The sequence below is a fragment of the Streptomyces luteogriseus genome, from assembly GCF_014205055.1.
Lineage (GTDB): Bacteria > Actinomycetota > Actinomycetes > Streptomycetales > Streptomycetaceae > Streptomyces > Streptomyces luteogriseus.
The window spans coordinates 4830102-4853203 of sequence record NZ_JACHMS010000001.1 but is presented as its reverse complement, the minus strand read 5'-3'; the positions used below and the strand labels follow the sequence as shown (position 1 = coordinate 4853203).

General features: G+C 72.3%; 20 protein-coding genes. 10 read left to right on the top strand and 10 right to left on the bottom strand.

Annotated elements, in window-relative coordinates; all coding sequences use genetic code 11:
• Positions 1-204: 204 nt before the first annotated feature.
• Positions 205-786, top strand: coding sequence for a sigma-70 family RNA polymerase sigma factor (locus BJ965_RS21525; protein ID WP_184910150.1), 582 nt, complete (start codon positions 205-207; stop codon positions 784-786).
• Positions 783-2213, top strand: a complete 1431-nt coding sequence (locus BJ965_RS21520; RefSeq protein WP_184910148.1) for a zf-HC2 domain-containing protein — start codon at positions 783-785, stop codon at positions 2211-2213. Before BJ965_RS21525 ends, BJ965_RS21520 begins: the two co-directional genes overlap by 4 nt.
• A 122-nt stretch (positions 2214-2335) precedes the next feature.
• On the opposite strand, the gene purU is transcribed toward BJ965_RS21520, so the two are convergent.
• On the bottom strand, positions 2336-3217 hold the full coding sequence (gene purU, locus BJ965_RS21515; RefSeq protein ID WP_030849525.1) for a formyltetrahydrofolate deformylase: 882 nt from the start codon (positions 3215-3217) through the stop codon (positions 2336-2338).
• Between the two features lie 71 nt (positions 3218-3288).
• Entirely contained in the window at positions 3289-3789 is a 501-nt protein-coding gene (locus tag BJ965_RS21510) for an SCO4402 family protein (RefSeq protein WP_030849522.1), read from the bottom strand.
• A 117-nt stretch (positions 3790-3906) separates the two neighbouring features.
• Between BJ965_RS21510 and BJ965_RS21505 the strand changes: the two genes are divergently transcribed.
• Entirely contained in the window at positions 3907-5217 is a 1311-nt protein-coding gene (locus tag BJ965_RS21505) for an ABC transporter substrate-binding protein (RefSeq protein ID WP_184910146.1), read from the top strand.
• Positions 5218-5345: 128 nt separating this feature from the next.
• Here BJ965_RS21505 and BJ965_RS21500 read toward each other — a convergent pair whose 3' ends face one another.
• Positions 5346-7304 carry a hypothetical protein gene (locus BJ965_RS21500; RefSeq protein WP_184910144.1) on the bottom strand — a complete coding sequence of 653 codons (1959 nt, stop codon included), beginning with the start codon at positions 7302-7304 and terminating at the stop codon, positions 5346-5348.
• Between the two features lie 201 nt (positions 7305-7505).
• Positions 7506-8891, bottom strand: coding sequence for a transcriptional regulator (locus BJ965_RS21495; protein ID WP_184910142.1), 1386 nt, complete (start codon positions 8889-8891; stop codon positions 7506-7508).
• A 306-nt stretch (positions 8892-9197) separates the two neighbouring features.
• Between BJ965_RS21495 and BJ965_RS21490 the strand changes: the two genes are divergently transcribed.
• From BJ965_RS21490 to BJ965_RS21480, 3 genes are all read left to right on the top strand, one after another.
• Positions 9198-9860 (top strand): bifunctional DNA primase/polymerase, encoded by a 663-nt coding sequence (locus tag BJ965_RS21490; protein WP_184917406.1) that lies wholly within the window; start codon positions 9198-9200, stop codon positions 9858-9860.
• A 108-nt stretch (positions 9861-9968) separates the two neighbouring features.
• Positions 9969-10760 (top strand): ABC transporter ATP-binding protein, encoded by a 792-nt coding sequence (locus tag BJ965_RS21485; protein WP_037832989.1) that lies wholly within the window; start codon positions 9969-9971, stop codon positions 10758-10760.
• On the top strand, positions 10757-12349 hold the full coding sequence (locus tag BJ965_RS21480) for a transporter (RefSeq protein ID WP_184910141.1): 1593 nt from the start codon (positions 10757-10759) through the stop codon (positions 12347-12349). The genes BJ965_RS21485 and BJ965_RS21480 overlap by 4 nt, the downstream gene beginning before the upstream one ends.
• Before the next feature lie 187 nt (positions 12350-12536).
• On the opposite strand, the gene BJ965_RS21475 is transcribed toward BJ965_RS21480, so the two are convergent.
• Together BJ965_RS21475 and BJ965_RS21470 are read right to left on the bottom strand one after the other, a co-directional pair.
• Positions 12537-13436 carry an alpha/beta fold hydrolase gene (locus BJ965_RS21475; protein WP_184910140.1) on the bottom strand — a complete coding sequence of 300 codons (900 nt, stop codon included), beginning with the start codon at positions 13434-13436 and terminating at the stop codon, positions 12537-12539.
• 590 nt (positions 13437-14026) lie between these two features.
• Complete coding sequence (locus BJ965_RS21470) at positions 14027-14719, bottom strand: metal-dependent transcriptional regulator (RefSeq protein WP_010035781.1); 693 nt, start codon at positions 14717-14719, stop codon at positions 14027-14029.
• A gap of 270 nt (positions 14720-14989) precedes the next feature.
• Between BJ965_RS21470 and BJ965_RS21465 the strand changes: the two genes are divergently transcribed.
• Positions 14990-15745 (top strand): SIS domain-containing protein, encoded by a 756-nt coding sequence (locus BJ965_RS21465; RefSeq protein WP_184910138.1) that lies wholly within the window; start codon positions 14990-14992, stop codon positions 15743-15745.
• A gap of 314 nt (positions 15746-16059) precedes the next feature.
• Here BJ965_RS21465 and BJ965_RS21460 read toward each other — a convergent pair whose 3' ends face one another.
• Positions 16060-17457, bottom strand: coding sequence for a PAS domain-containing protein (locus BJ965_RS21460; protein ID WP_376777932.1), 1398 nt, complete (start codon positions 17455-17457; stop codon positions 16060-16062).
• A gap of 771 nt (positions 17458-18228) precedes the next feature.
• On the opposite strand from BJ965_RS21460, the gene iscB reads away from it, so the two are divergent.
• Positions 18229-19590, top strand: a complete 1362-nt coding sequence (gene iscB / locus BJ965_RS21455; RefSeq protein WP_184910134.1) for an RNA-guided endonuclease IscB — start codon at positions 18229-18231, stop codon at positions 19588-19590.
• Positions 19591-19859: 269 nt separating this feature from the next.
• Positions 19860-20336, top strand: a complete 477-nt coding sequence (locus BJ965_RS21450) for an HIT family protein (protein WP_184910133.1) — start codon at positions 19860-19862, stop codon at positions 20334-20336.
• A 52-nt stretch (positions 20337-20388) separates the two neighbouring features.
• On the opposite strand, the gene BJ965_RS21445 is transcribed toward BJ965_RS21450, so the two are convergent.
• On the bottom strand, positions 20389-21489 hold the full coding sequence (locus BJ965_RS21445) for a citrate synthase 2 (RefSeq protein ID WP_184910130.1): 1101 nt from the start codon (positions 21487-21489) through the stop codon (positions 20389-20391).
• 280 nt (positions 21490-21769) lie between these two features.
• Between BJ965_RS21445 and pdxH the strand changes: the two genes are divergently transcribed.
• Positions 21770-22438, top strand: a complete 669-nt coding sequence (gene pdxH, locus BJ965_RS21440; RefSeq protein ID WP_184910129.1) for a pyridoxamine 5'-phosphate oxidase — start codon at positions 21770-21772, stop codon at positions 22436-22438.
• A 3-nt stretch (positions 22439-22441) separates the two neighbouring features.
• On the opposite strand, the gene BJ965_RS21435 is transcribed toward pdxH, so the two are convergent.
• Positions 22442-22843, bottom strand: a complete 402-nt coding sequence (locus tag BJ965_RS21435) for a DNA-binding protein (protein WP_184910127.1) — start codon at positions 22841-22843, stop codon at positions 22442-22444.
• The gene (locus tag BJ965_RS21430) at positions 22840-23088 is read right to left on the bottom strand and encodes a type II toxin-antitoxin system CcdA family antitoxin (protein ID WP_184910125.1); all 249 of its coding nucleotides are present in this window, start codon (positions 23086-23088) and stop codon (positions 22840-22842) included. Before BJ965_RS21430 ends, BJ965_RS21435 begins: the two co-directional genes overlap by 4 nt.
• Positions 23089-23102: the final 14 nt, after the last annotated feature.

Genomic DNA, 23102 nt, shown 5'->3' with positions numbered 1-23102 from the left:
ATCGGAGGGCAGCGGGGTAGGCGCGACCCCAAAGGCAACCGGTACGAGCACCGGTGGCCCTCTACCACCTACGGCCGGTCAGGGGGCGCACATTGCCACAAAGGGGCGTGCGTTACCGGACGTGCCGACTACATTCGAGGAGACGACGGGCACAGGCTGGACAGAGCACGGGCGCGGGACACGAGCAGGGGGTGAGGGGGCCGCATGGCGAAAAGGGACGTACCGCCTCGCTGGGACCGCAAGATGCAGCAGCGGCTCGCCCGCGGGGAAGCCGCCGCCCTCGGTGAGCTCTACGACCGGTTCGCCTCCCTCGTGCACGGCCTCGCCCACCGCGTCCTCGGCGACGAGCGCGCCGCCGACGGCATCACCCGTGAGGTCTTCATCCACGTCTGGGAACACCCCGACTCCTACGACCCCAGGCAGGGCCCGCTGCGCACCTGGGTCGCCACCCTGACCCACCGGCTCGCCGTGCAGCGGCTGCGCGCCACGGAGACAGCCGCCCTGGCCGGCGAAGGCTCCGGCACCACCGAGGAACTGGAGCACAGGGTGCGCCGCGCCTCGGTCGCCGCCCGCGCCGACTACATCGCGCAGTCCATGCCCGTCCCGCTGCGCTCGGCCCTGGAGCGGGCCTACTTCCAGCGCCGCGACTACCGCCAGACCGCCGCCGACCTCGGCATCACCGAGGACGAGGCGCGCCGTCGCCTGCGCCTGGGCCTGCAACTGCTCTCCACCGCCCACGACACCGAGGCGCCGGGCGCACCGCCCTGGTACGGGGGTGCGGTGTGAACGGGCCGGAGCGGTTCGAGGCGTACGACGGCGACGAGGGTGAGAACGACCACGACCGGAAGGGCAACGCCTGGGACGAAAGCGGCATTCGGGATGAGGGCGGCGATGGCGGGCGCGGTGCCGGCACCCCCTCGGACCCGGGCATGTCCGACCGGCCGGAGGGACCCGGCGGGCCGGACGCGCCCGGACCCGGCGACGCCCCTGAGCGCGGGCGTACGCCGCGGATACCCATGCCCCGGGCCTCCGTCGAGGACGGCGGACTGCCGCTGCCCGCACCGGCGGACCCCGGCCACCCGGCACCGCCGCCCGCCCCGCCCGTCTTCGCGCACCCCGTGTTGAAGGCCCTGCTGGGCGCCTGGGCGCTGGCCGCGTGCTCGGCCGAGGAGGCCACGGCCGTCGAGGAGCACCTCGGCGAGTGCGGCTCCTGCGCCGACGAGGCCCGGCGGCTGCGCGAGGCGGTCGGACTGCTGCAACGCCAAGAGAGCCTCGACCTGGACCCGGGGCTGCGCACGCGCGTCCTGGACATCTGCCTGGAGCGGCGCCCGCCGCGCATCCCGGTACCGGACTGGGCCGCCGCCTACGACGCCGAGACCGCGCGCCTGGACGCCCTGCTGCAGGACTTCGGCGACGCCGAGTGGCACGCGCCGGTCCGGCTGCGCTGGTTCCGCTCCGACGAGTCGACGAGCCGCCGCACCACCGTCGCCGGGGTCATCGCGCACCTGCTCGGCGTCGACGGCCTGGTGGCGGTCGCGCTCGGCCTGGACGACCCGCTGGGCGACGTCCCGTCCCGGCAGCCGACTCCGGCGGCCCGCACCGAGGCCCTCTGGCGCGCCTCCCACTTCCCACCGACCCGGTTCGTCCGCGCGCCCTGGCGCGAGCAGAGCCACAGCCTCGTGCGCACGGTGTCCTTCACGGGCGGCGGCGCCGGGAAGATGCCGGTGTCGTACGGCGACTTCGAGCTGCCGCTGCACGACGCGATGCTGGATCGCGCCTTCGAGTGCTGGGTGCACGCGGAGGACATCGCCGACGCGGTCGACTACCCCTACGACCCGCCCTCGCCGCGCCATCTGCACCGCATGATCGACCTCGCGGCCCGGATGCTGCCGACGGCCCTGGCGCACCGCCGCCGGGCCGGCCTCGCCTCCCCCGCCCACCACCGCCATCTGGTCGCGGCGGGCGAACCGGGCCGCAGCCTCCGGCTGGAGATCGAGGGCTCCGGCGGCGGCGAGTGGCTGATCCCGCTGGATTCCCCCGCGGCGAAGGGCTCCGCCGAGCACGAGGTGGCCCACGTGGCCCTGGACGGCGTCGAGTTCTGCCGCCTGGCCGCCGGCCACGTCCCTCCGCAGGAGGCGGCGGCAGGCCAGGTGGGAGACAGGGAGGCGATCAGGGACGTCCTGTTCGCGGCGGCTTCACTCAGCAGGATGTAGAAGCCGGCTTCGGGGGCACGCCCCCAGGGGCGCGGGGCTCTGTCTGATATGCGGCTCCGCCGCGTGCGCGCGATCAACCACACGCAACCCGCACCCGCCACACAACGGGACGACCCGAGCTCTTAGGCGAAAATCACAGTCCGCCGCCCGTTGAGCAGAATCCTCCGCTCTGCATGCCACTTCACACCCCGGGCCAACGCCTGGCACTCCACATCGCGCCCGATCGCGACCAGCCCCTCGGGCGTCACGTCGTGCCCGACCCGCTCGACCTCCTGCTCGATGATCGGCCCCTCATCGAGATCGGCCGTCACATAGTGCGCGGTGGCCCCGATCAGCTTCACGCCCCGCGCATGGGCCTGGTGATACGGCTTCGCACCCTTGAAGCTCGGCAGGAACGAGTGGTGGATGTTGATGATCCGCCCGGAGAGCGCCTTGCAGAGGTCGTCCGAGAGCACCTGCATGTACCGGGCGAGCACGACCAGTTCGACACCCTCCTCTCGCACGATGTCGAGCAGCCGCCCCTCCGCCTCGGCCTTCGTGTCCTTCGTCACCGGAATGTGATGGAAGGGGATGTTGTACGACCCCACCAGCTCCGCAAAGTCCGTGTGGTTCGACACCACTCCGGCGATCTCCACCGGCAGCGCCCCGGTCCGCGCCCGGAACAGCAGGTCGTTCAGGCAGTGCCCGAACTTGCTGACCATGAGCAGGATGCGCATCTTCTGGTCGGCCCGGTTGATCTGCCAGTCCATCTGGAACGAGTCACCGATCGCCGCGAAACTGGCCCGCAGCTTCTCCACGGTCACCGGCGCGTCCGCGGAGAAGTGGACCCGCATGAAGAACAGGCCCGTGTCGTGGTCGCCGAACTGCTGGCTGTCCTCGATGTTGCAGCCGGTCATGAACAGATAGCTCGACACGGCGTGCACGATGCCTTTCCTGTCCGGGCAGGAAAGGGTGAGGACGTACTGGTCGGCCGGGACCGCGGCGCTGGAGGACTGCTCGTTCATGCAGGACAGGTTCCCACAAGGAACGACACCCCCGGCAATCGTCCCGCAGGGCGGACCGCAGCGCGAAACCGCTAGGCGGACCTCGTCATGATCCGCAGCACTTCCAGGCTGCGCGGCGCCGCGTCCGGCTCCTCGCCGTCACTCGCCGCGAGCCGCACATGCGCGTCCCGGGCCGCCTGGACCGCCTCCGGCCACGCCTCGTGCTCGAGGTACGCGGCGACCGGCGCGTCCGGCCCGACCTGGTGCATGATCCGCAGCACCCGCAGCACCGCGCTGTCGACCAGGGCGGCCTCCTGCGAGTCGCGGAAGATCGTGCCGACGTACTTCTCGGCGGACCAGTGGTCCAGCCACGTGTCCTCGACCAGCCGGTACACCGCGTCGGTCACGTCGCCGAAGCCGTCCACACCGGCCAGCCAGACGTCCCGCTGGAACCCGGGATCGGAGAGCATGTGCAGCGCCGAGCGCACGTTGCTGCGCCAGCGCCACCACGGCATGTCGTTGGCAGGCATGCCGCCCATGGTGGATGAGCGACGGCCACGACGGGAAGAGTTCTCCGAAGCTTGCACGGTCATCGATCGTACGTTCCCCTCCACATCGGTTACACCAGCCCCCGTAATTCACCTGCGCGTCACCGATTGTCAACCCGGGATCACTCACGGGTTGGCCGTGTGACGGAATCGTGCGGAACCATGACCGGCAGGCGACGCACCCGCAGCACATTCCTCCCCGGCCTCCTCACCCGTCACGCCAGAAACGGCGTCCTCTCCGCGGGCACGGCGGTCGCGTGCGCGTCCCTCCTCGCAGGATGCGGGGTCGTCCCCGGCACCACGGGGGATGCCGGGGACGGCACCATCACCGTCATGACCTGGGCCCCGCAGGACACCAAGGCCACCAACAAGCCCGGTATGCCTGCCTTCGCCCAGGCCTACGCCCGCTGGATCAACGCCGCGGGCGGGATCAACGGCCGCAAGCTCAACGTGCTGACCTGCAACGACCACAACGACAGCGTCGACGCCGCGAAGTGCGCCCGGCGGGCCGCCAAGGAGAACGCGGTCGCGGTCGTCGGATCCTACAGCCAGTACGCGGACTCCTTCTTCCCCTCGCTGGAGGGGGCCGGCATCCCCTACATCGGCGGCTACGGCATCACCAACGCCGAGTTCACCAGCCCGCTGTCCTACCCCGTCAACGGCGGTCAGCCCGCCCTGCTCGCCGGTCTCGGCAGCGCCCTCGCCGGCTGCGGGCCCGTCGCCCTGATCCGGCCCGACACCATCGCGGGCGACCAGCTGCCCCCGCTCCTCGACTCCGGTCTGAAGGCCGGCGGGCACCGTGCCTCGACCGACCAGCGGGCGGCGGAGGACGCCACCGAGTACGACGGCCAGGCCGAGCGGGCGCTGCGCACGACGACCCGCGGCGCGGCGGACGACGGGTGTGTGGTGCCCGCGCTGGGGGACCGCAACGGCACCTTCATGGACTCCTTCCGGCGAGCCCGCGGGGACTACCCCGAGGTGCGGACGGCCACCGTGCTGGGCAGCGTCGACCAGACGGTGATCGACGCGACCGGTGGCGCGTCGGGCCCCTACGAGGGCTCGTACATCACCGGCTGGTACCCGGTGGCGAGCGATCCGCGCTGGGACGGCATGAAGCGGGTGATCCGGGAGCAGGCATTCGGCGACAACCGCATCGACCCCGCGGACGCCGGAGTGCAGACCACGTGGATCGCCTACACGGTGTTCCGGCAGATCGTCGAGTCGCTCGGGGACGGCGAGGTGAGCGCCGACACGGTGGCGGAGGCCCTGGACGACGGCCTGGAGGTCGGCACGGGCGGGCTCACGCCGACGCTGCGGTGGCGGTTCCAGGACAAGCTCGCGTCGGTGGGCTTCCCGCGCCTGGTCAACGCGAACGTGACCCTTCAGGTGGTGCGGGACGGGCGGCTGGTGTCGGCGCGCAAGGGCTTCGTCGACACGACGAAGACGCTGCAGGACGCCGACGTGAACTACTGAGCGTCCCCGCCCGGCAGGTCACGCCCCCGCCCGTCGGCCGCTCCGGCCCGTGTCAGTCCACGGCCCGGTCAGTCCACGGCCCGGTTCGGGCCGTGCCGGGCCGGGCCGTGCCGGGCCGTGCCGTGCCGTCACAGCTGGGTCGGCTGGCGCTCGGTCAGGCCGTACTTCTTCGCGATCCCGTTCCACAGCCCGGCCGCCTTGGCCTTCTCGGTGCTGGCGACGCCACTGGCCCGGTTGCCGGCCTGGGTCTGGTTGGTGGCGCGGGCCTGGCCCTTCTTGCAGCCCTTCTTGCCGGCGGTCTGGTCGGCCCAGGCCGCGTAGTGGTTGTCGGCCGAGGCGGAGGCCCGCCAGGCCTTGGTGAGGGCGGTGGTCAGCGCGGCGTGGTCGGGCAGCCGGTCGACCTCGATGCCGGAGAGCCGGGTGACCAGCTGGTTGCGCTGCTTGGCCGCGTCGCGCAGGTCCTTGGCGGCGCCGGGGAGGTTGTCGCAGCCCTTGACGTCGGCGACCGCTTTGATCACGGTGCTGCGGCTGTTGCCGCTGTCGGCGAGCAGCTTGTCCAGCTCGACCGCCTGGGCCCGGGCCGGATCGGCGGACGGGGAGGCGGAGTCGTCCGTCGCGGGTGCGGAGGCGGCCACGGTCTTCTTGTCGCCGCTGTCGTCGTCGTCACCGCCGCCCCCGCCCACGGCGAGCAGCGCGCCCGCGCCGACGCCGAGGACGGCGATGCCGATGCCGACGGCTGCGATGACGGGCACGCGCGAGCCGGAACGGCCGCCGCCGCGCGACCGGCCCCCGGCGGGCGGGGCGTGGGAGGGCTGGGGGGCACCGTACGGGGCCTGGGGCTGCTCGACGCGGGGCATCTGCTGGGTGGCCCCGGCCGGGCTCTCGGCGCCCTGGTCGCTGCGGAAGAGGTTGTCGAACTCGGCGGGCGGCTGCTTGTCGCCGCCGGGCACCGGCGGGATGTACTGCGTCGCCTCGGCGTCCGGGTGCGCGGCGGGCGGCAGCGGTCCGGCTCCCGCCCCGGCGCGAAGCCCGGTCCCGAGGAACCGCGTCGCCTCGGGGTCCTCCCCCGCGGGCGTCTCGGGCGGCAGCGCCCCCGGGACCACCGGGGGTATGTACTGGGTCGCGCCCTCGTCGGCGGACGGCGCGACGGGCGGCAGATACTGCGTGGCCGCGGCGGCAGCCTCCCCCGTGACGGGCGGTATGTACTGGGTCGCCCCCTCGTCGGCGGGCGGGGGCAGGGGGGCACCTCCGGCGGCCCCGTACGCCCCCGGCCGGCCACTCCCGTACGCACCGGAGGCCGGCGGCATGCCACCCCCGTACGCCTCGGCACCCGGCTGCTGCGGGGCTCCCCCACCGGAGGCGCCTCCGGCAGGCTGTCCGTACGCACCGGAGGCCGGCGGCACGCCGCCCCCGTACGTCTGGGCACCCGGCTGCGGCTGCCGGGGGGCTTCCCCGCCCGGGACCCCGTACGCTCCGGCGGCGGGCGGCAGACCGGCCCCCTGCGGATATCCGTATCCCGAGCCGCCCTGCGGCGGCTGCCCGCCGGCGTTACCGGAACCGGCCCCGCCGGGCCCCGGCTGTGACTGGCCGCTCCCCGCGGCCGCGCCGTAGGCGCCCGCGGCCGGCCCCTGCGGATATCCGTACCCCGAGCCTTCCTGCGCCGGGCCGCCCCCGGCAGGGGGCCCGTACCCGGCGGCGGAATGCGGGGGCTGCCCGGCCACGGGGGCGCCGGAAGCCTCCGGAGGCAGCGGGGCCACGCCGCCGGGCGTGCCGTACGGGTCGTACCCGGCGCCGCCCGCGGGCGGCTGGGCCGTGCTCCACTGCTCGGGCTGGGACTGCCAGGTCCGGCCCGGCGCGGGCGGGGTCTGCTGCGTGTCGGGGCCCCAGGGCTGACCCCAGGTCTGGCCCTCCGCGGGGGCCGAGGCCTGCGGTCCGCCCGTCGACGGCGGGGCGGGTCGGCGGCCGGAGGCGTCAGCGGGTCCGCCCGTCATGCCCGGCAACAGCGGTTCGCCACCGTCGGAGGGCAGCACGATGCCTTCGCGCGCGGGGCGCGCCGAGGGCTCCTCGCCCTGTCCACTCTGCGTCACCGGGACTCCTACTAATGGGGGACCTTGTGAATCGTCGGGTCACGCTACCGGGTCCCCAGAGCCCCGTGCCACGCAGCACAGGGCGCGACCCCATGCCCTGTGAGCGCGGTAACACCCCCGGCTCACGGCGCGCCTTTCCTGTCACCTCCCGCGCGCCGACCCGCCGTTTCCCGCACGTTCACGCACCCGCAGACCCTGTGTTCACGCGGCCGCCTGCAGGTCGAGCCGCGCCCCGAACTCCCTTACCACCGCCTCGTCCCGGTACGGCTCCAGCCGCTGCTGGAAGTCCTCCAGGTACTCGGCGCCCCGGTTGGAGCGCAGCCCCTCCAGCAGTTCCACGGCCTTCATGCCTGTGGCGCACGCCTCTTCGATCTCGCGCTGCTGCACCTGCGCCGTGGCCAAGAGGACATAGCCGATGGCCCGCCTGCGCGCCCGCGTCTCGGGATGCCCGGCCAGCGACTCCTGCGCACACCGGGCCGCCGCCTCGGCCTGCCCGAGGTCCCGGTGGCAGTGGGCCAACTCGTCGGCCAGATACGCCTCGTCGAAGTGCGCGATCCACACCGGGTCGTCCCCCGCCGCCGGGTCGGCCGCCTCCAGGGCGCTCACCGCGCGCCCCGCCGAGGACTGCGCGGCGCGCACGTCGCCCATGAGGGCGTGCCCGCGCGCCTCCGCCGCCAGGAACATCGACTCCGCCCGCGGCGACACGCGCCCCCGCGCCCCCTCCTGCGCCGCCCTCGCCAACTGCGCGATCTCCCGTGGGTTTCCGAGCTGCGCGGCGAGATGGCTCATCGAGGCGGCGAGGACGTACCCGCCGTAGCCGCGGTCCCCGGCGGCCTGCGCCAGCCGCAGCGCCTGGATGTAGTAGCGCTGGGCCAGGCCGGGTTGCCCCGTGTCGACGGCCATGTAACCGGCGAGCTCCGTCAGCCGGGCCACCGCGGCGAACAGGTCCCGCCCGACCGCCTCCCGGTACGACCCGGCCAGCAGCCCGGAGACCACGCTGTTGAGGTAGTGCACGACGACCGGCCGCACATGCCCGCTGCCGTACTGGTGGTCGAGGTCCACCAGCGCCTGCGTCATGGCCTGGACCGCCTGCACGTCGGACTGCCCCACCCGCGGCCCCGCCGAACGCGACACCTGCGGGTCGGGCGAGGAGATCAGCCAGTCACGGCTGGGCTCGACCAGCGCGGACGCGGCGACGGAGGAGCCGGACAGGAAGTCCCGCCGCCCCACGTCGCTGCGCCACAGCTCGCAGACCTGCTCGATGGCCCCCAGTACCGTCGGCGAGAACTGGAGGCCCACGCCCGAGGCGAGGTTCTTGCCGTTGGCCATGCCGATCTCGTCGATGGTGACGGTCCGGCCGAGTTTGCGGCCCAGGGCCTCGGCGATGATCGCCGGGGCCCTGCCCCGTGGCTGCTGCCCGCGCAGCCAGCGCGCCACCGACGTCTTGTCGTAGCGCAGGTCGAGGCCGTGCTCGGCACCGCACATGTTGACCCGGCGGGCCAGGCCGGCGTTGGAGCATCCGGCTTCCTGGATGAGCGCCTGGAGCCGTTCGTTCGGCTGCCTGGCGACGAGCGGCCTTGCGGCCATGGCGTACCCCCTGTGGCTGCGGTGCCTGCCCACGCACCGAGTTGACGTGTCTTCCGCGGCCGAACCCCTCACGTCCCAGCGAAAAGATCCGGCCGTGAAGATCAATGCCCCGCCGACCAGGCGAAAATGCGAGGCATGTGAGGAATGCCGGGGTAACGACTGCTGCCGGCCCCACTCGTGGCTACCCAGCTCGGGCCCCGGTTCCTCCTGCGCGCCCCCGCACATGCACCCATGCGCCCCGGGAACAGGGGCGATGCTCTCCCCCGCGCACGCGGGCGGGCGTAACCCCTGGTGACGACCAGAGTTGTGTTCATCGTGGAAGAGACGATCGCCGGCACGGAAGCCGCTCAGATCCCGAAGCAGCGCGGGGAATCGCTGCTGGAGACCGCTGTTCGCTACGCCGAGGAGCGCCACTGGGACGTGTTCCCCGGCACCTGGCTGGAAGCCGTCGACGGGAGCCAGCGCTGCTCCTGCGGTGACGCGGTGTGTCCGGCACCCGGGTCGCACCCGGCGCGTCCGGACTGGGCGACGCAGGCCACGGGCAGCGCGACGGTCGCGCGGCGGATGTGGCAGAAGCAGCCGACCGCGTCGATCCTGCTGCCGACGGGGCGGACGTTCGACGCGATCTCCGTGCCGGAGACGGCGGGGTTCCTCGCGCTGGCGCGGATGGAGCGGATGGAGCTGACGCTCGGGCCGGTGACGCTCACGCCGGATCGGCGGATGGAGTTCTTCGTGCTGCCGGGGGCCGGGGTGAAGGTGCCCGATCTGGTGCGGAAGCTGGGGTGGTCGGTGTCGTCGCTGGATCTGACGGTGCTGGGTGAGGGGGCGTATGTGGCCGCGCCGCCCACGCGGTTCGGGTCCCGGGGGGCTGTGCAGTGGGCCTGCCGGCCGACGCCCGCGAATCGGTGGCTGCCGGATGCGGAGGAGTTGATCTCGCCGTTGGCCTATGCGTGCGGGCGGGATCGGTAGCGCCTGATCGTCTGCGTGGTTCCTCTTCGTCGGCGGCTGCGGGTCGTCGGTGGCTGATCGCGCAGTTCCCCGCGCCCCTGGGGCACCACCGAAACCGTAGGGTGCACGGTGACGGAGGGAGGCGCGGTGGGATCCAGCGCTGTACGTGTGCAGGGGCTCTGGAAGCGGTTCGGGCAGCAGGTGGCCGTTGCCGGGGTCGATCTCGAGTTGCCCGCGGGCAAGTTCATCGGGCTCGTCGGGCCGAACGGGGCCGGGAAGACCACCACCTTGTCGATGGTGACCGGGCTGCTCCGCCCCGACCACGGGACCGTCGAGGTGGTCGGGCACGACGTGTGGCGGGACCCCGTCGAGGTGAAGGCCCGGATCGGGGTGCTGCCGGAGGGGCTGCGGCTCTTCGAGCGGCTGTCGGGGCGGGAACTGCTGGCGTACACCGGGCGGTTGCGCGGTCTGCCCGGTGCCGAGGTCGACAAGCGGGCCACACAGCTCCTCGACGTCCTTGACCTGGCCGGGGCCCAGCACAAGCTGGTCGTCGACTACTCGACCGGCATGCGCAAGAAGATCGGGCTCGCCACCGCTCTCCTCCACAATCCCGAAGTACTGTTCCTGGACGAGCCGTTCGAGGGCGTCGACCCCGTCTCCGCCCAGACCATCCGGGGCGTCCTGGAGCGGTACACCGCCTCGGGCGCCACGGTCGTGTTCTCTTCCCACGTCATGGAGCTCGTCGAGTCGCTGTGCGACTGGGTCGCCGTCATGGCCGCCGGGCGGATCCGCGCCACCGGCACGCTCGCCGAGGTGCGCGGGGACGCGCCCTCGCTGCAACGGGCGTTCCTCGAACTCGTCGGCGCGCAGAGCCGGGACGCCGGGTCCGACCTGGACTGGCTGGGCGGCGGGGCGCGGTGAGCGCCCCCGCGATCACCCCCGTCTTCGTCCGGCTGAAGCTGTCGCTGCTGCGCAACGGGCTGCGGCAGTCCGGCGGGAGGAAGGCCGCCTACATCACGTCGGCCGTCTTCGCCCTGCTGTTCGCCGCGCTCCAGCTGATCGGCCTGATCGCGCTGCGCGGGCACGCGCACGCCGAGTCGGTGGTCGTGCTGGCGCTGGCGGTGCTGGGGCTCGGCTGGGCGGTGATGCCGCTGTTCTTCCCCAGCGGTGACGAGACCCTCGACCCGACCCGGCTGGTGATGCTGCCGCTGCGGCCCCGACCGCTGGTGGGGGCGCTGCTCACGGCCTCGCTGGTGGGTATCGGGCCGCTGTTCACGCTGTGCCTGCTGGTCGGGTCCGTGGTGGCGGTGGCGCGGGGCGGTGCGGCGTTCGCCGTCGGTGCCGTCGCCGTCGTCCTGGCGCTGCTGGTGTGCGTGGCCCTCGCGCGGGCCGTCGCCGTCGCCAACGTACGACTGCTGACCAGCCGCAAGGGGCGGGATCTCGCGGTGCTCAGCGGGCTCGTCATCGCCATCGGGGCGCAGATCGTCAACTTCGGCGCGCAGCGGCTCGGGGCGTCCGGGCTGGGTGAACTCGACCCGGCCGCCGAGGTGCTCCAGTGGGTGCCGCCCGCGTCGGCGATCGGGGCCGTGCACGCGGTGAGCGAGGGCTCGTACGGCCCGGCCGTCGCGCAACTGGCGCTGACCGCGGGTGCGCTGGGGGCGCTGCTCGCGTTCTGGTCGCGGCATCTGACCCGGCTGATGACCTCGCCCGACGGCTCCACCCTGCCGGGCGCCGAGTCGGCCGCGAAGGAGCGCTCGTCGACCGGGCTCGCGCGGCTGCTGCCCGCGGGCCGCACGGGCACGGTCATGGAGCGCAGCCTGCGGTACGTGTGGCGCGACCCGAAGACCAAGGCCGCCTGGGTGACGTCGCTGGCGATCGGGCTGATCGTGCCGGTGTTCAACGCCTGGCAGGGCACCGGGTCGGTGTACTTCGCGTGTTTCGCCGCCGGGATGCTCGGCATCCAGATGTACAACCAGTTCGGGCAGGACACCTCCGCGTTCTGGATGGTCGCGATGACGATCTCCTCGCCGCGTGACGCCTACGTCGAGCTGCGCGCCCGGGCGTACGCCCTGCTGCTGATCACCCTGCCGTACGCCACGCTCGTGACGGTCCTGACGACGGCCATGCTCGGCGACTGGCGGCGGCTGCCCGAGGCACTGGGGCTGTCCTTCGCGCTGCTGGGCGCGATGCTGGCGACCGGTGCGTGGACCTCCGCCCGCTTCCCCTACTCCATCCCGCAGGAGGGCTACAAGAACGTCGCCCCCGGGCAGACCGGGCTCGCCTGGATCTCCATCTTCGGCGGGATGATGGCGGCCGCCCTGCTGTGCGCGCCGGTCATCGCGCTCACGATCTGGCTGAACGTGAGCGCCGACGGCGACGACTGGACGTGGCTGCTGCTGCCAGCGGGCACGGTCTACGGGGCGGTGCTCACGGCGGTGGGGCTGAAACTGGCCGCTCCGCGGACGGCCCGGCGACTGCCGGAGATCCTGGCGGCGGTCAGCAAGGGGTGAGGCGGCCCCTGGAGGCCTACGGCCCGGAGGCCCGCGCCGCTCGGGGGCCCACGCCGCCCGGGGGGCCCGTGCCGCGCGGAGGCCGGCGTCGCCCGGGGCCCACGCCGCCCCGGCGTCCGCGCCGCGGAGACCAGCGTCGCCCGGGGGCCCGTGCCGCCCGGGGGCCCGCGCCGCCCGGGGGCCGGCCTCAGTGGAGGGTCAGCGAGTCCAGGAACGGTTCGATGGCGGCGCGCCAGGCCTCCGGCTGGTCGTAGTGCACCAGGTGTCCGGCGTCGGCGACCTCCGCGTACTGGCCGCGGGGCAGGACGCGGACCATCTCCTGGGCCTCGGCGCGGCCCAGTTCGCCGTCCAGGCCGCGCAGGACCAGGGTGGGGCAGCGGACCTGGGTCAGCTCCTCCCAGTGCGCGTCGTAGACCCAGGTCTCGCGGGAGCGGAGCATCTGCTCCGGTTCGAAGACCGGGCGCCAGCCGTCCGGGGACTCGGCCATCACCTCGGCGTAGAACTCGCCGCGGGCCGGATTGGGCCGCTCCACCCAGGGGTCGTCCTCACCGAACCACTTGCGGACGTCGGCGAGCGTGGCGAAGGGCAGCGGCCAGGACTCGAACCACTGGCCCCACTCGCGCTGCGAGGCGGCGCCCAGCGCGGAGGCCCGCATGTCGCAGATGATCAGCCCGCGCACCAGGTCGGGACGCTTGGCGGCGAGCTGCCAGGCGGTCAGCGCGCCCATGGCGTGGCCGATGAGGACGACCGGGGCGAGGCCCAGCTGCTCCAGGGCGGCCTCGGCGTCGTCGACGTAGGCGTCCCGTGTGAAGGAGCCCTGCGGTGGTTTGTCGCTGCGGCCGTGGCCGCGCTGGTCGAGGGCGACCGCGCGGTAGCGCGCGGAGAGCCAGCGGGCGGTGGACGCCCAGTGCGAGGCGCGGCCCATGAGGCCGTGCAGTAACAGCACGCCCGGGGAGCCCTCCGGTGCGGTGTGCCCGTCGTGCGCCCCCCGGCCGTCCTGCGCCGGATCGGTCTTGGGCGGGTCGCCGAACTCCCAGGCCGCCAGGCGTACGCCGCCCGTCCCGGTCACGTCGATGCGTCGCGCCATGTCCTGGCACCCCCCAAGCTTCGCGCGGACCACGGCTCCCTCGAGCCGTCCGGTCCTGTGAACCGTGTTCTGCCTGCTGTGCCTTCTGCCGTACTGGTTGCCGTTGTCCGTCGGTGCAAGTGTGCCGTGCGCCGCCCGCAGACTATCGAATGCGCATTCGAGAATCGGGTTCCCGCGGGCAACACCCCTCGTTCGAGTGACCACCCCAGGGGATTGATCGCCGCTGCCGAGGGGAGATCTTCAGCGGGGGACGGACCGCTCGGGGAAACCGGTCCGTGGGGAATGACCCTGAGAGCTCGGGGCTCCGGGTCAGCACAGGGGAGGACAGGCCCCGGCGCCACACGGCGCCGGGGCCCTCCCCATGTCCGCGGCACATCCTCCCGCCCCCTCCCCGGCCGGGCGACATCGCTGTCGAGCCACGGCCCAGAGCCCCTCAGGTCATATGCCTCACGCGACAGCGTCGCACGGGAAGCGTACGAGCGCTGCCATTCGCCGGACTGCATCCCGGATTCGGTCCGGATCACGCCAACGCCGCAAGAACCCCACACGCAAAGCCAGTTGGCGCCCGCCCTGCCGTGCGGGCGATCGGTTCAGGGCTTGGCGACGAACACGTGGGAGGCGACGTCCGACTCCAGCTCGGCCGCCTCGCCGCCGCTGCCCACCAGCACCCCGCCCGCCGACTCGGTCACACTCACCACCGAGCCGGGCTGCACACCCGCCCGCCGCAGCGTGTACATCAGCTGCGCGTCCGTCTGGATCGGCTCGCCGATCCGGCGCACCACGACCGTCTTGCCCTCGGCGCCCGGGTCGAGGCTGGCCAGCGACACCATGCCCTCGTCCAGGAACGGGTCGGCGCCGTCCTTCTCGCCGAGCTCCTCGAGGCCCGGGATCGGGTTGCCGTACGGCGACTCCGTCGGATGCCGCAGCAGCTCCAGGACGCGGCGCTCCACGGCCTCGCTCATCACGTGCTCCCAGCGGCACGCCTCCGCGTGGACCTGCTCCCACTCCAGACCGATCACATCGACGAGCAGACACTCGGCGAGGCGGTGCTTGCGCATCACACGCGTGGCCAGCCGGCGACCCTCGTCGGTCAGCTCCAGATGCCGGTCGCTGGCGACGGACACCAGGCCGTCACGCTCCATGCGCGCCACGGTCTGGCTGACGGTCGGCCCGCTCTGGTCCAACCGCTCGGCGATACGGGCGCGCATGGGGACCACACCCTCTTCCTCCAGCTCGAGGATGGTGCGGAGATACATCTCCGTGGTGTCGATCAGTCCGGACATACGTGCCCCTCGAATGAGATCTGCCGGAGGCTGGACGGCTCACCGGCGTGTGCGCTGGCCCTGCACCCAATTCTGCCGGATACCACCGACAACCGGGCCTCGGGAGGGAAAGCCGGGGATTACCCGGCCGGGCGCAAGGGTACGGACTTCCCTTTCGGACACGTCCCCCGGCTCGGCGCGGGCACCCACGGCCGTATTGACACCACACTGGTCCAGACCGCACCGTGATGCGCGACACAAGCCGCCGAGGCCAGCCCGAAGGGACCCCGTATGAGCGACCGCGCGCCGGCCGGCCAGTTCCTCGACGCCGCGATCGGCCTGCTGGAGCGGCTCCGCGACGAGGAGGCCGACGGCATCGCAGCGGCCGGGACGCTCCTCGCCGACACCGTCGCGGACGGAGGCCGCCTCTTCGCCTTCGGCGCCGGGCACTCCTCCCTCGCCGCGCAGGACCTCGTCTACCGCGCCGGTGGCCTCGCGCTGATGAACCTCCTCGTGGTGCCGGGCGTCGTCGGAGTCGACGTCATGCCCGCACCGCTCGGCTCCGCCCTGGAACGCGTCGACGGCCTCGCGAGCGCCGTCCTCGACAGCTCCCCGCTCCGCGAGGGCGACGCCCTGCTGATCATCTCCCTGTCGGGGCGCAACGCCCTGCCCGTGGAGATGGCCATGACCGCCCGCGCCCTGGGCGTGAAGGTCATCGGCGTGACGTCGGTGGCCTACGCCTCGGAAACGAAGTCCCGGCACGCCTCCGGCACGTATCTGAAGGACCACTGCGACCTCGTCCTCGACTCGAAGATCGCGGTCGGGGACGCGGAACTCACCCACGACGACATCCCGGCCCCCTTCGCCCCCGCCTCCACCGTCGTCACCTCGGCCCTCCTCCAGGCCGTGATGGCGACGACGGCCACCACCCTCGCCGACCGGGGCATCGAACCGCCCCTGCTCCGCTCCGGGAACGTCGACGGCGGCCACGACTGGAACACCCGAGTGATGGAGCAGTACCGCGACCGGATCTTCTACCGGTACTAGCCCCCGGGGGCGGCGGGCACATCTCACGCCGGACCGGCCGGCCCGCCTGTGCCCGGGAGCGGCGCGCGCATCTCACTCCCGATCAACCACCCCGCCCGCGCCCCGAGACGGCCCGCGCATCTCACTCGGGGGCGAGTGCCCCGCCCGTGCCCGGGGCCGCGGCCGTCACCGCTCGGCCGCCGGCGAGGCCCGGCCCGGCAAAGCGGACCACGGCCGACGCCCCCGCCTCCAGCGCCTCCGGCCGAGGCGGCACAGTCGGCGAACTCCACCGCTCGTCGGACCGCCCAGCCCGCGCACCGCTGCCGGCACCCGTCTCACTCCCCGTCCGACAACCCCGCCAGATCGAGTGACGCCGCGATCCGTACCGCCACGTCCTCCGCGTACATCGCGTCGGAACGCTCGAAGGCGCTGCGGCCCGCGCCCCGCAGGAACGTCACGACACCCAGGGTCCGGCCCCGGCTGCGCAGCACCGCGCACAGGGCGTGCACCGCGTCCGGGGGCCACTGGCGGGCCAGGGCCCACTCGCGGGCCGCCTCGGGCGGAGCCGTACCCGCACTCGCGCGCACGGCTCCCACGCGCTCCACGCACTGCAGGGCCGGGTGCCCCTCGGCGTAGCGGACCGGCAGGCCCGCCAGGTCGGCCAGCTTGCTCGGGCCCGGCGCACCGGACGGCGTGGCCGCCACCCGGACCAGCCGGACGGGCCCCTCGGCCTGCGTGTCGGTGAGCGCGCCGCCGACGACCCGGTCGATCACCGCGTGGTCGGCGAAACCGGCCAGGGCGAAGTCCAGGTGGACCGTGGCCGCCTCCGCCGGGTCCTCGCACTCGGCCGCGGCCCGTGACGCCCGGTGCAGCTGCTGCATACGGAACCGCAGCAGGGACGCCTCCTGCTCGGCCTGCTTGGCCTCCGTCACGTCCTGGAACAGCCAGCCCACACCCAGCGGAACGGGCTCCTCCGCGAGCGGCGAGGCCAGCCGCAGGAAGCCGCTGCGCCAGCACCGCCGCTTCTCACCCTCCGACGCGCGCACACTCACCCACACCTCGGCGGGCGCGGGCGGCGCACCCTCCGCCAGCACATGCTGCAGCGCGCTCTCCAGCTCCTCCACGCCCTGCGACAGCAGCTCGCCGAGCGGACGTCCCAGCACCGACGTACGCCCCGTACCCAGCGCCCGGGCCGCGTGCGCGTTCACCACGGCCGGCCGCAGATCCACGTCCACCAGCACGACGCCCCAACTGGCGTCCTCGAACAGCGCCTCGCTCAGCGCGATCGACCGCTCCAGATCGATCTGCGCGTGCACCTCGCTGAACGCGCAGTACACCCCCGCCGGCTTCCCGTCGGGCCCGTGCACCGCTGCCGACTGCGTCCGCACGAGCACCCGTCCGCCGTCCTTGGTCAGGAGGGCGAACTCGTGCACCTGCCGCCCGGGCGCGTGCATCACGGACAGCAGCCGCCCCTCGACCTCCTCGGCGTCCGCGGTGCGTACGGCCCACCCGGCCAGACCGCGCCGCCCCACGGCCTCGTCCGCGCTCCACCCCAGGATCCGCTCCGCCTCGCGGTTCCAGTGCGTCACGACACCGTCGGCGTCGAAGGCGCACAGCGCCGCGTCCATCCCGTCCAGCAAAGCGGCAAGCAGATCCGAACCATCCGAGTTCTCCCGCTCGGGCTCATCCGGCCCCAGCTCGTCGGTGGTCCCACTACGCCGGGAAGCACTCACCTGGACCCCCTGCAGGCTGCGTCCGCACGTACGGCACGTCGGTTCGCTCCTTGCAATCATTCAACTGGAACGTGACCCAGCGCACACCGAGTTCCCACAACATTGAAGGAATCGTTGTACGGCGGCAATCCCCACGTCAACGCCACGGAGGCCGTCCGGCCGGACAGATCATCAGCCGATCGTCGCCGTTAGTCGTCATGCCATGAACGTTGGGCAGGAGATCGTCAACTCGTCCGCGAAGAACCGACCGCGCCTGCTTGATAACAGAAAGATCGGCCAACCGTTCGGAATATCGGAACATTTCGCACGTGCGAGCGCTTCCCGGGTCAAGGTGCCCTCCAACGTTGCGCAGTTCGCTACGTTCAGTGGCATACACGAGACAGGAGGTCACCCGCTCCCCGGTCGCCGACCGTCGGGTGACCAGCCCCAGTCATCACGATCCGACGGGTCAGGGAGGTGCAATCCGATGACTACGTTTCCTGTGGGCGAGCAGACCCACCTGGCTGTGCTTCCTCAGCAGCCCGCTCTGGAATCCGTGGGAGCAGACACCCCTGGGAGCAGGGACGAAACGGCTCACGGACACTCCGCCGCCGCGCGGGGCACCGGCAGGGAACATGGGCGAGGGGAGACCGGCGGGCGCGGCACCGCGGCCGATCGGCGTCACGCCAAGCGCGTCGTCGCGACGGCGCAGGCGGCAGAGGACGGGAGCGGTGACGCTCCCCACTGGAGCAGAGCGACTGCTCGTACAACTGCGGGATCGGCGGGAGCAGAGTGTTTGTGCTGTCGCGGAGAGGGCAACCACTCATGCCCTGTCACCCCGCCCGCGCCCGCGCTTTGCTGCGCAAGGGGCGGGCCGTGGTCGTCCGGCAGGCACCCTTCGTGATCCGCCTGAAGGACCGCACTCGGGCCGCGTCCGAAGTCAAGGGAATGCAGTTGCGCATCGACCCCGGCTCCAAAGGTACCGGCCTGGTCCTCACCGACGAGAAGGAGGAATACGACGATCACGGCGCCATGGTCACCGTCAGACGTGGCTTGATTTCTGTTGAGCTGCAGCACCGGGGCGATCAGATCCGCGCCGGCATGCGTCAACGCGCCGGATACCGCCGCCGCAGGCGCAAAGCCAACCTTCGCCATCGGTCACGGCGTTCGGGCAACCGTGCTCGCCGGGCAGGCTGGCTGCCGCCCTCCGTCCAGCACCGCGTCGACACGACCTTTTCGCTGGCTGACCGGCTGTGCCGCCATGCGCCCGTGGCAGAGATCCACATGGAACGCGTCGCCTTCGATACCCACTCGCTGAGCGTCGGCAGGCGCCTCAAAGGAACCGAGCACCAACGAGGCCCCCTGACGGGCACCACCATCCGAGGACATTTGCGAGTCACATGGAAGGGTGCCTGCGCCTACTGCGGAGTCACGGGTGTGCCCCTGAACGTCGAGCATCTCAGGCCCCGCAGTCGAGGAGGATCGCACCGCGTGGCCAACCTTGTCTTGGCCTGCGTTCCGTGCAACAGGGCCAAAGGCAGTAATCCGGTCAGGATCTTCCTGGCGGATCGGGCCGAGCGCCTTGCGGCGATCCTTCCCCAGCTGAGCGCGCCACTCGATGACGCCGCCACCATGAACGCCACGCGACGACAGCTCTCCGATGTGCTGTCCACCCTGGGTAAGCCGTTGCATGCCTGGGTCGGGGAGCTCACCAAGGCGAACCGCCTCGCCACGCGTTTGGACAAGACACATACCCTCGACGCCCTGTGTGTGGGACCTCTTGATCACGCAGCCGGCGATCGGATCGTGAGGTTTCCCAGCCATGTGCTGACAGCGAAAGCCACGGGGCGCGGCTCGTATGCCCGCACCACTCCGGACAGATACGGGTTTCCCCGGCTGCTCAGGACCCGCGCCAAGCAGCACTTCGGATACGTCACCGGAGACCTCGTGCGTGCCGTCGTGCCCCGGGGCAAGTGGGCGGGGACATGGACCGGGAGAGTCTCGGTCCGCACCAGAGGGCAACACAGCCTCGCCACCGCCCTGGGCCGGATCAACGTCTCCCACCGGACCCTGCGGTTGCTCCAACGGGGCGACGGATACGGATGGGGCATCCGCCAGGAATCGACGGCGTCAACGTCCCGGAAAATGGGTTGATCGGCGACCGCGTGGTTCTTAGTGTGGGGCTCACACCGAAAGGAGGTGATCCGGCAGATGTATGAATCCCGGACGCGTGAGGTGGCTGCGGGCTAGCGGCCCGTCACCACACAGTGCGGTGCCGGACCAGCGTGTGAACGCAGCGCGCAGCCGGCCCAATCTCCAGCAGTCACCCGACCCGCGAGTCGCCGGTACGTCCGGCCGGCTCCTCCCCAGGAGGAACCAGACTCGCGGGTCGTCTGCGTTTTGTGCGGATTCCCGAGGGGGCCATGACGGTGGGTGCGTGGCGTGACGACCGGATCGGGAGCGCCCTGCGGGGTGAGAACCCCGCCGTGATGCGGCGGCTGCGATCGGGGTTCGCGGTGATCGGTGATGTGCAGTTCCTGCCCGGCTACTCGGTGCTGCTGACCGATGATCCCGCGGTGCGGCGGTTGTCGGAGCTGCCGCGGAGCGGGCGGCTGGCGTTCCTGGCCGACATGGACCGGCTGGGGGAAGCCGTCGAGCGGGCCTGCCGGCGGGTGGAGTCGGGATTCCGGAGGGTCAATCTGGAGATTCTCGGGAACACCGACGGGTTCCTGCACGCCCATGTGTGGCCCCGCTACGACTGGGAGCCCGAGGAACTCGTACGGCTGCCCGTGTGGCTCTATCCGCGGGAGCGGTGGAGCGAGGAGCGGTACGCGGTCGGACCTCGGCAGGACCGGCTGCGGGAGGCCATCGGCGAGGAGCTGGACCGGCTCGCGGGGTGAGACGTACCGACGGCCCCACCCGGAGCCGGGTGAGGCCGTGGAGGGGGCGCCGTCAGTGGGCGATGTCCTCGTAACCCTCGATCTCCCGGGGGTTGCGGGTGCCGGGGCCGACGTAGCGGGCCGAGGGGCGGACCAGGCGGCCCGTGCGCTTCTGCTCCAGGATGTGGGCGGACCAGCCGGCGGTGCGGGCGCAGGTGAACATGGACGTGAACATGTGGGCCGGGACCTCGGCGAAGTCCAGGACGATGGCCGCCCAGAACTCGACGTTCGTGGCGAGCACGCGGTCGGGGCGGCGGGCGTGGAGTTCCGCGAGGGCCGCCTTCTCCAGGGCCTCGGCGACCTCGAAGCGGGGGGCTCCCAGCTCGCGGGCGGTGCGGCGCAGCACCCTCGCCCTCGGGTCCTCGGCGCGGTAGACGCGGTGGCCGAAGCCCATGAGGCGTTCACCCTTGTCGAGGGCGTTCCTGACGTAGGCCTCCGCGTCGCCGGTGCGTTCGATCTCCTCGATCATGCCGAGGACGCGGGAGGGGGCACCGCCGTGCAGCGGGCCGGACATCGCGCCCACGGCGCCGGAGAGCGCCGCCGCCACGTCCGCGCCGGTCGAGGCGATGACCCTCGCCGTGAACGTGGACGCGTTCATGCCGTGCTCCGCGGCGCTCGTCCAGTAGGCGTCCACCGCCGCCACGTGCTTGGGGTCCGGCTCGCCGCGCCAGCGGATCATGAAGCGCTCGACGACGGACTGAGCCTTGTCGATCTCCCGCTGCGGGACCATGGGCAGGCCTTGGCCGCGGGCGGACTGGGCGACGTAGGACAGGGCCATGACGGCCGCTCGGGCCAGGTCGGCGCGGGCCTGCTCGGCGTCGATGTCGAGGAGGGGTTTGAGGCCCCAGACGGGCGCGAGCATGGCCAGGGCGGACTGGACGTCCACGCGGATGTCGCCGGAGTGCACGGGGATGGGGAACGGCTCGGCGGGCGGCAGGCCGGGATTGAAGGCGCCGTCGACGAGCAGGCCCCAGACGTTGCCGAAGGAGACGTGGCCGACCAGGTCCTCGATGTCGACGCCCCTGTACCGGAGTGCGCCGCCCTCCTTGTCCGGTTCGGCGATCTCCGTCTCGAACGCGACGACTCCCTCGAGCCCGGGTACGAAGTCGGACATCAGGCGGCTCCTCGTGATGTAAGTGACAGATGGTGTGGGGTGGGGCGAACGAACCATGTGTCAGTCAGCTTGCGAAGCGGGCGGCCGTCCGGGGGATCCACGGTCGTCTGTGCGACTCGCGGTCCTGGCCGGTCTCCCCCTGTGATGCCCCGAACGGTCGGCGGTCACCCAACCGATACGGCACCGAAACGATATCCCCGAGTGCCATATTTGGGGAGGGTTCACGGCACTCAGTGCCACGCAGTGACGAAGGACACCGTCCGTACGGCAAGATGACCGGGTGACCGACCGCGACGACGTCCCTTTCGATCTGGCCTCGATGCGCAAGCAGTACCGGGCCGAGGGGCTCTCCGAGACCGAGCTGGCCGCCACGCCCGTCGAGCAGTTCGCGCGCTGGTTCAAACAGGCCGCGACGGACGGCGGGCTGTTCGAGCCCAACGCCATGATCGTCTCGACGGCCGACGCCGAGGGGCGGACCAGCGCCCGTACGGTGCTGCTCAAGCACTTCGACGAGCACGGCTTCGTCTTCTACACGAACTACGGCTCCCGCAAAGCCCGTGACCTGGCGGAGAACCCGTACGTCTCGCTGCTGTTCCCCTGGCACCCGATGGCCCGGCAGGTCATCGTGACCGGGGTCGCCCGGCGCACCGGCCGGGACGAGACGGCGGCGTACTTCCGCACCCGGCCGCACGGCTCACAGCTCGGGGCGTGGGCCAGTGCCCAGTCCTCGGTGGTCTCTTCCCGTGCCGACCTCGACGCGGCGTACGCGGAGCTGGCGGCCCGCTACCCGGAGGGCGAGCAGGTGCCGGTGCCGCCGCACTGGGGCGGTTTCCGGGTGGCCGCGCAGACGGTGGAGTTCTGGCAGGGCCGGGAGAACCGGCTGCACGACCGGCTGCGGTACGTGGAGCAGACGGACGGCGGCTGGCGGGTGGAGCGGCTCAGTCCGTGAGGCTCAGATGCCGATAAGCCGGACTCGGTCGCCGCACAGCCGCGCCATGTCGTCGACGTCGGACGTCAGCACGGCCACTGGGCCCGGCTGCCGCAGTGCCACCTCGGCGACGGTCGCGTCGATCGCGTGCTTGTGGCCGTGCAGCCCGGCGGCCTTCAGCAGTTCCGCGGACGCTTTCGCGGCGCCCTCGGTCACCGGCTCGACCTTGACGCGGGAGAGCGCCCACTGCAGACGGGGCATGTTCACGCGCGCATGACTGACTTCCACGATGGTGTTGGCGCCGATGACGAAATCGGCGCCCATGGCGTGGAGAACCTGGAACATCGCCAGGATCTTGCGATCCTGGGCGATCCAGGCGGAGAGCCCCTGAGAGTCCAGGACAACCGTCTCGACGTGCTCCATCACGCCGCGCTCCCCGATCCGCCGGCATCCGCAGTGCCGAAGATCCTGGAGCGGGCCTCGGCCAGCTCCTCCTCGGTGAACGCCCCGTGCTCCTCCTGGTGACGCATCAGGTCGGCGCCGAGCAACTGATGCCGCAGCTGGCGTGCCACAGCCTCGGCGACATAGCCGGAGACGTTGTCGGTGAGCTTCCTGAGTTCGGCGACCTGGTCTGTCGGCAGTGTCACCGTGATGCGCGTCGTGTCCGCCATGCTCCGAGCATACC

Coding starts and splice junctions, on each gene's coding strand:
- BJ965_RS21525 (WP_184910150.1), top strand. CDS start 205: ATGGCGAAAAGGGACGTACCGCCTCGCTGGGACCGCAAGATGCAGCAG.
- purU (WP_030849525.1), bottom strand. CDS start 3,217: ATGAACGAGCAGTCCTCCAGCGCCGCGGTCCCGGCCGACCAGTACGTC.
- BJ965_RS21510 (WP_030849522.1), bottom strand. CDS start 3,789: ATGACCGTGCAAGCTTCGGAGAACTCTTCCCGTCGTGGCCGTCGCTCA.
- BJ965_RS21505 (WP_184910146.1), top strand. CDS start 3,907: ATGACCGGCAGGCGACGCACCCGCAGCACATTCCTCCCCGGCCTCCTC.
- BJ965_RS21495 (WP_184910142.1), bottom strand. CDS start 8,891: ATGGCCGCAAGGCCGCTCGTCGCCAGGCAGCCGAACGAACGGCTCCAG.
- BJ965_RS21475 (WP_184910140.1), bottom strand. CDS start 13,436: ATGGCGCGACGCATCGACGTGACCGGGACGGGCGGCGTACGCCTGGCG.
- BJ965_RS21470 (WP_010035781.1), bottom strand. CDS start 14,719: ATGTCCGGACTGATCGACACCACGGAGATGTATCTCCGCACCATCCTC.
- BJ965_RS21465 (WP_184910138.1), top strand. CDS start 14,990: ATGAGCGACCGCGCGCCGGCCGGCCAGTTCCTCGACGCCGCGATCGGC.
- BJ965_RS21450 (WP_184910133.1), top strand. CDS start 19,860: ATGACGGTGGGTGCGTGGCGTGACGACCGGATCGGGAGCGCCCTGCGG.
- BJ965_RS21445 (WP_184910130.1), bottom strand. CDS start 21,489: ATGTCCGACTTCGTACCCGGGCTCGAGGGAGTCGTCGCGTTCGAGACG.
- BJ965_RS21430 (WP_184910125.1), bottom strand. CDS start 23,088: ATGGCGGACACGACGCGCATCACGGTGACACTGCCGACAGACCAGGTC.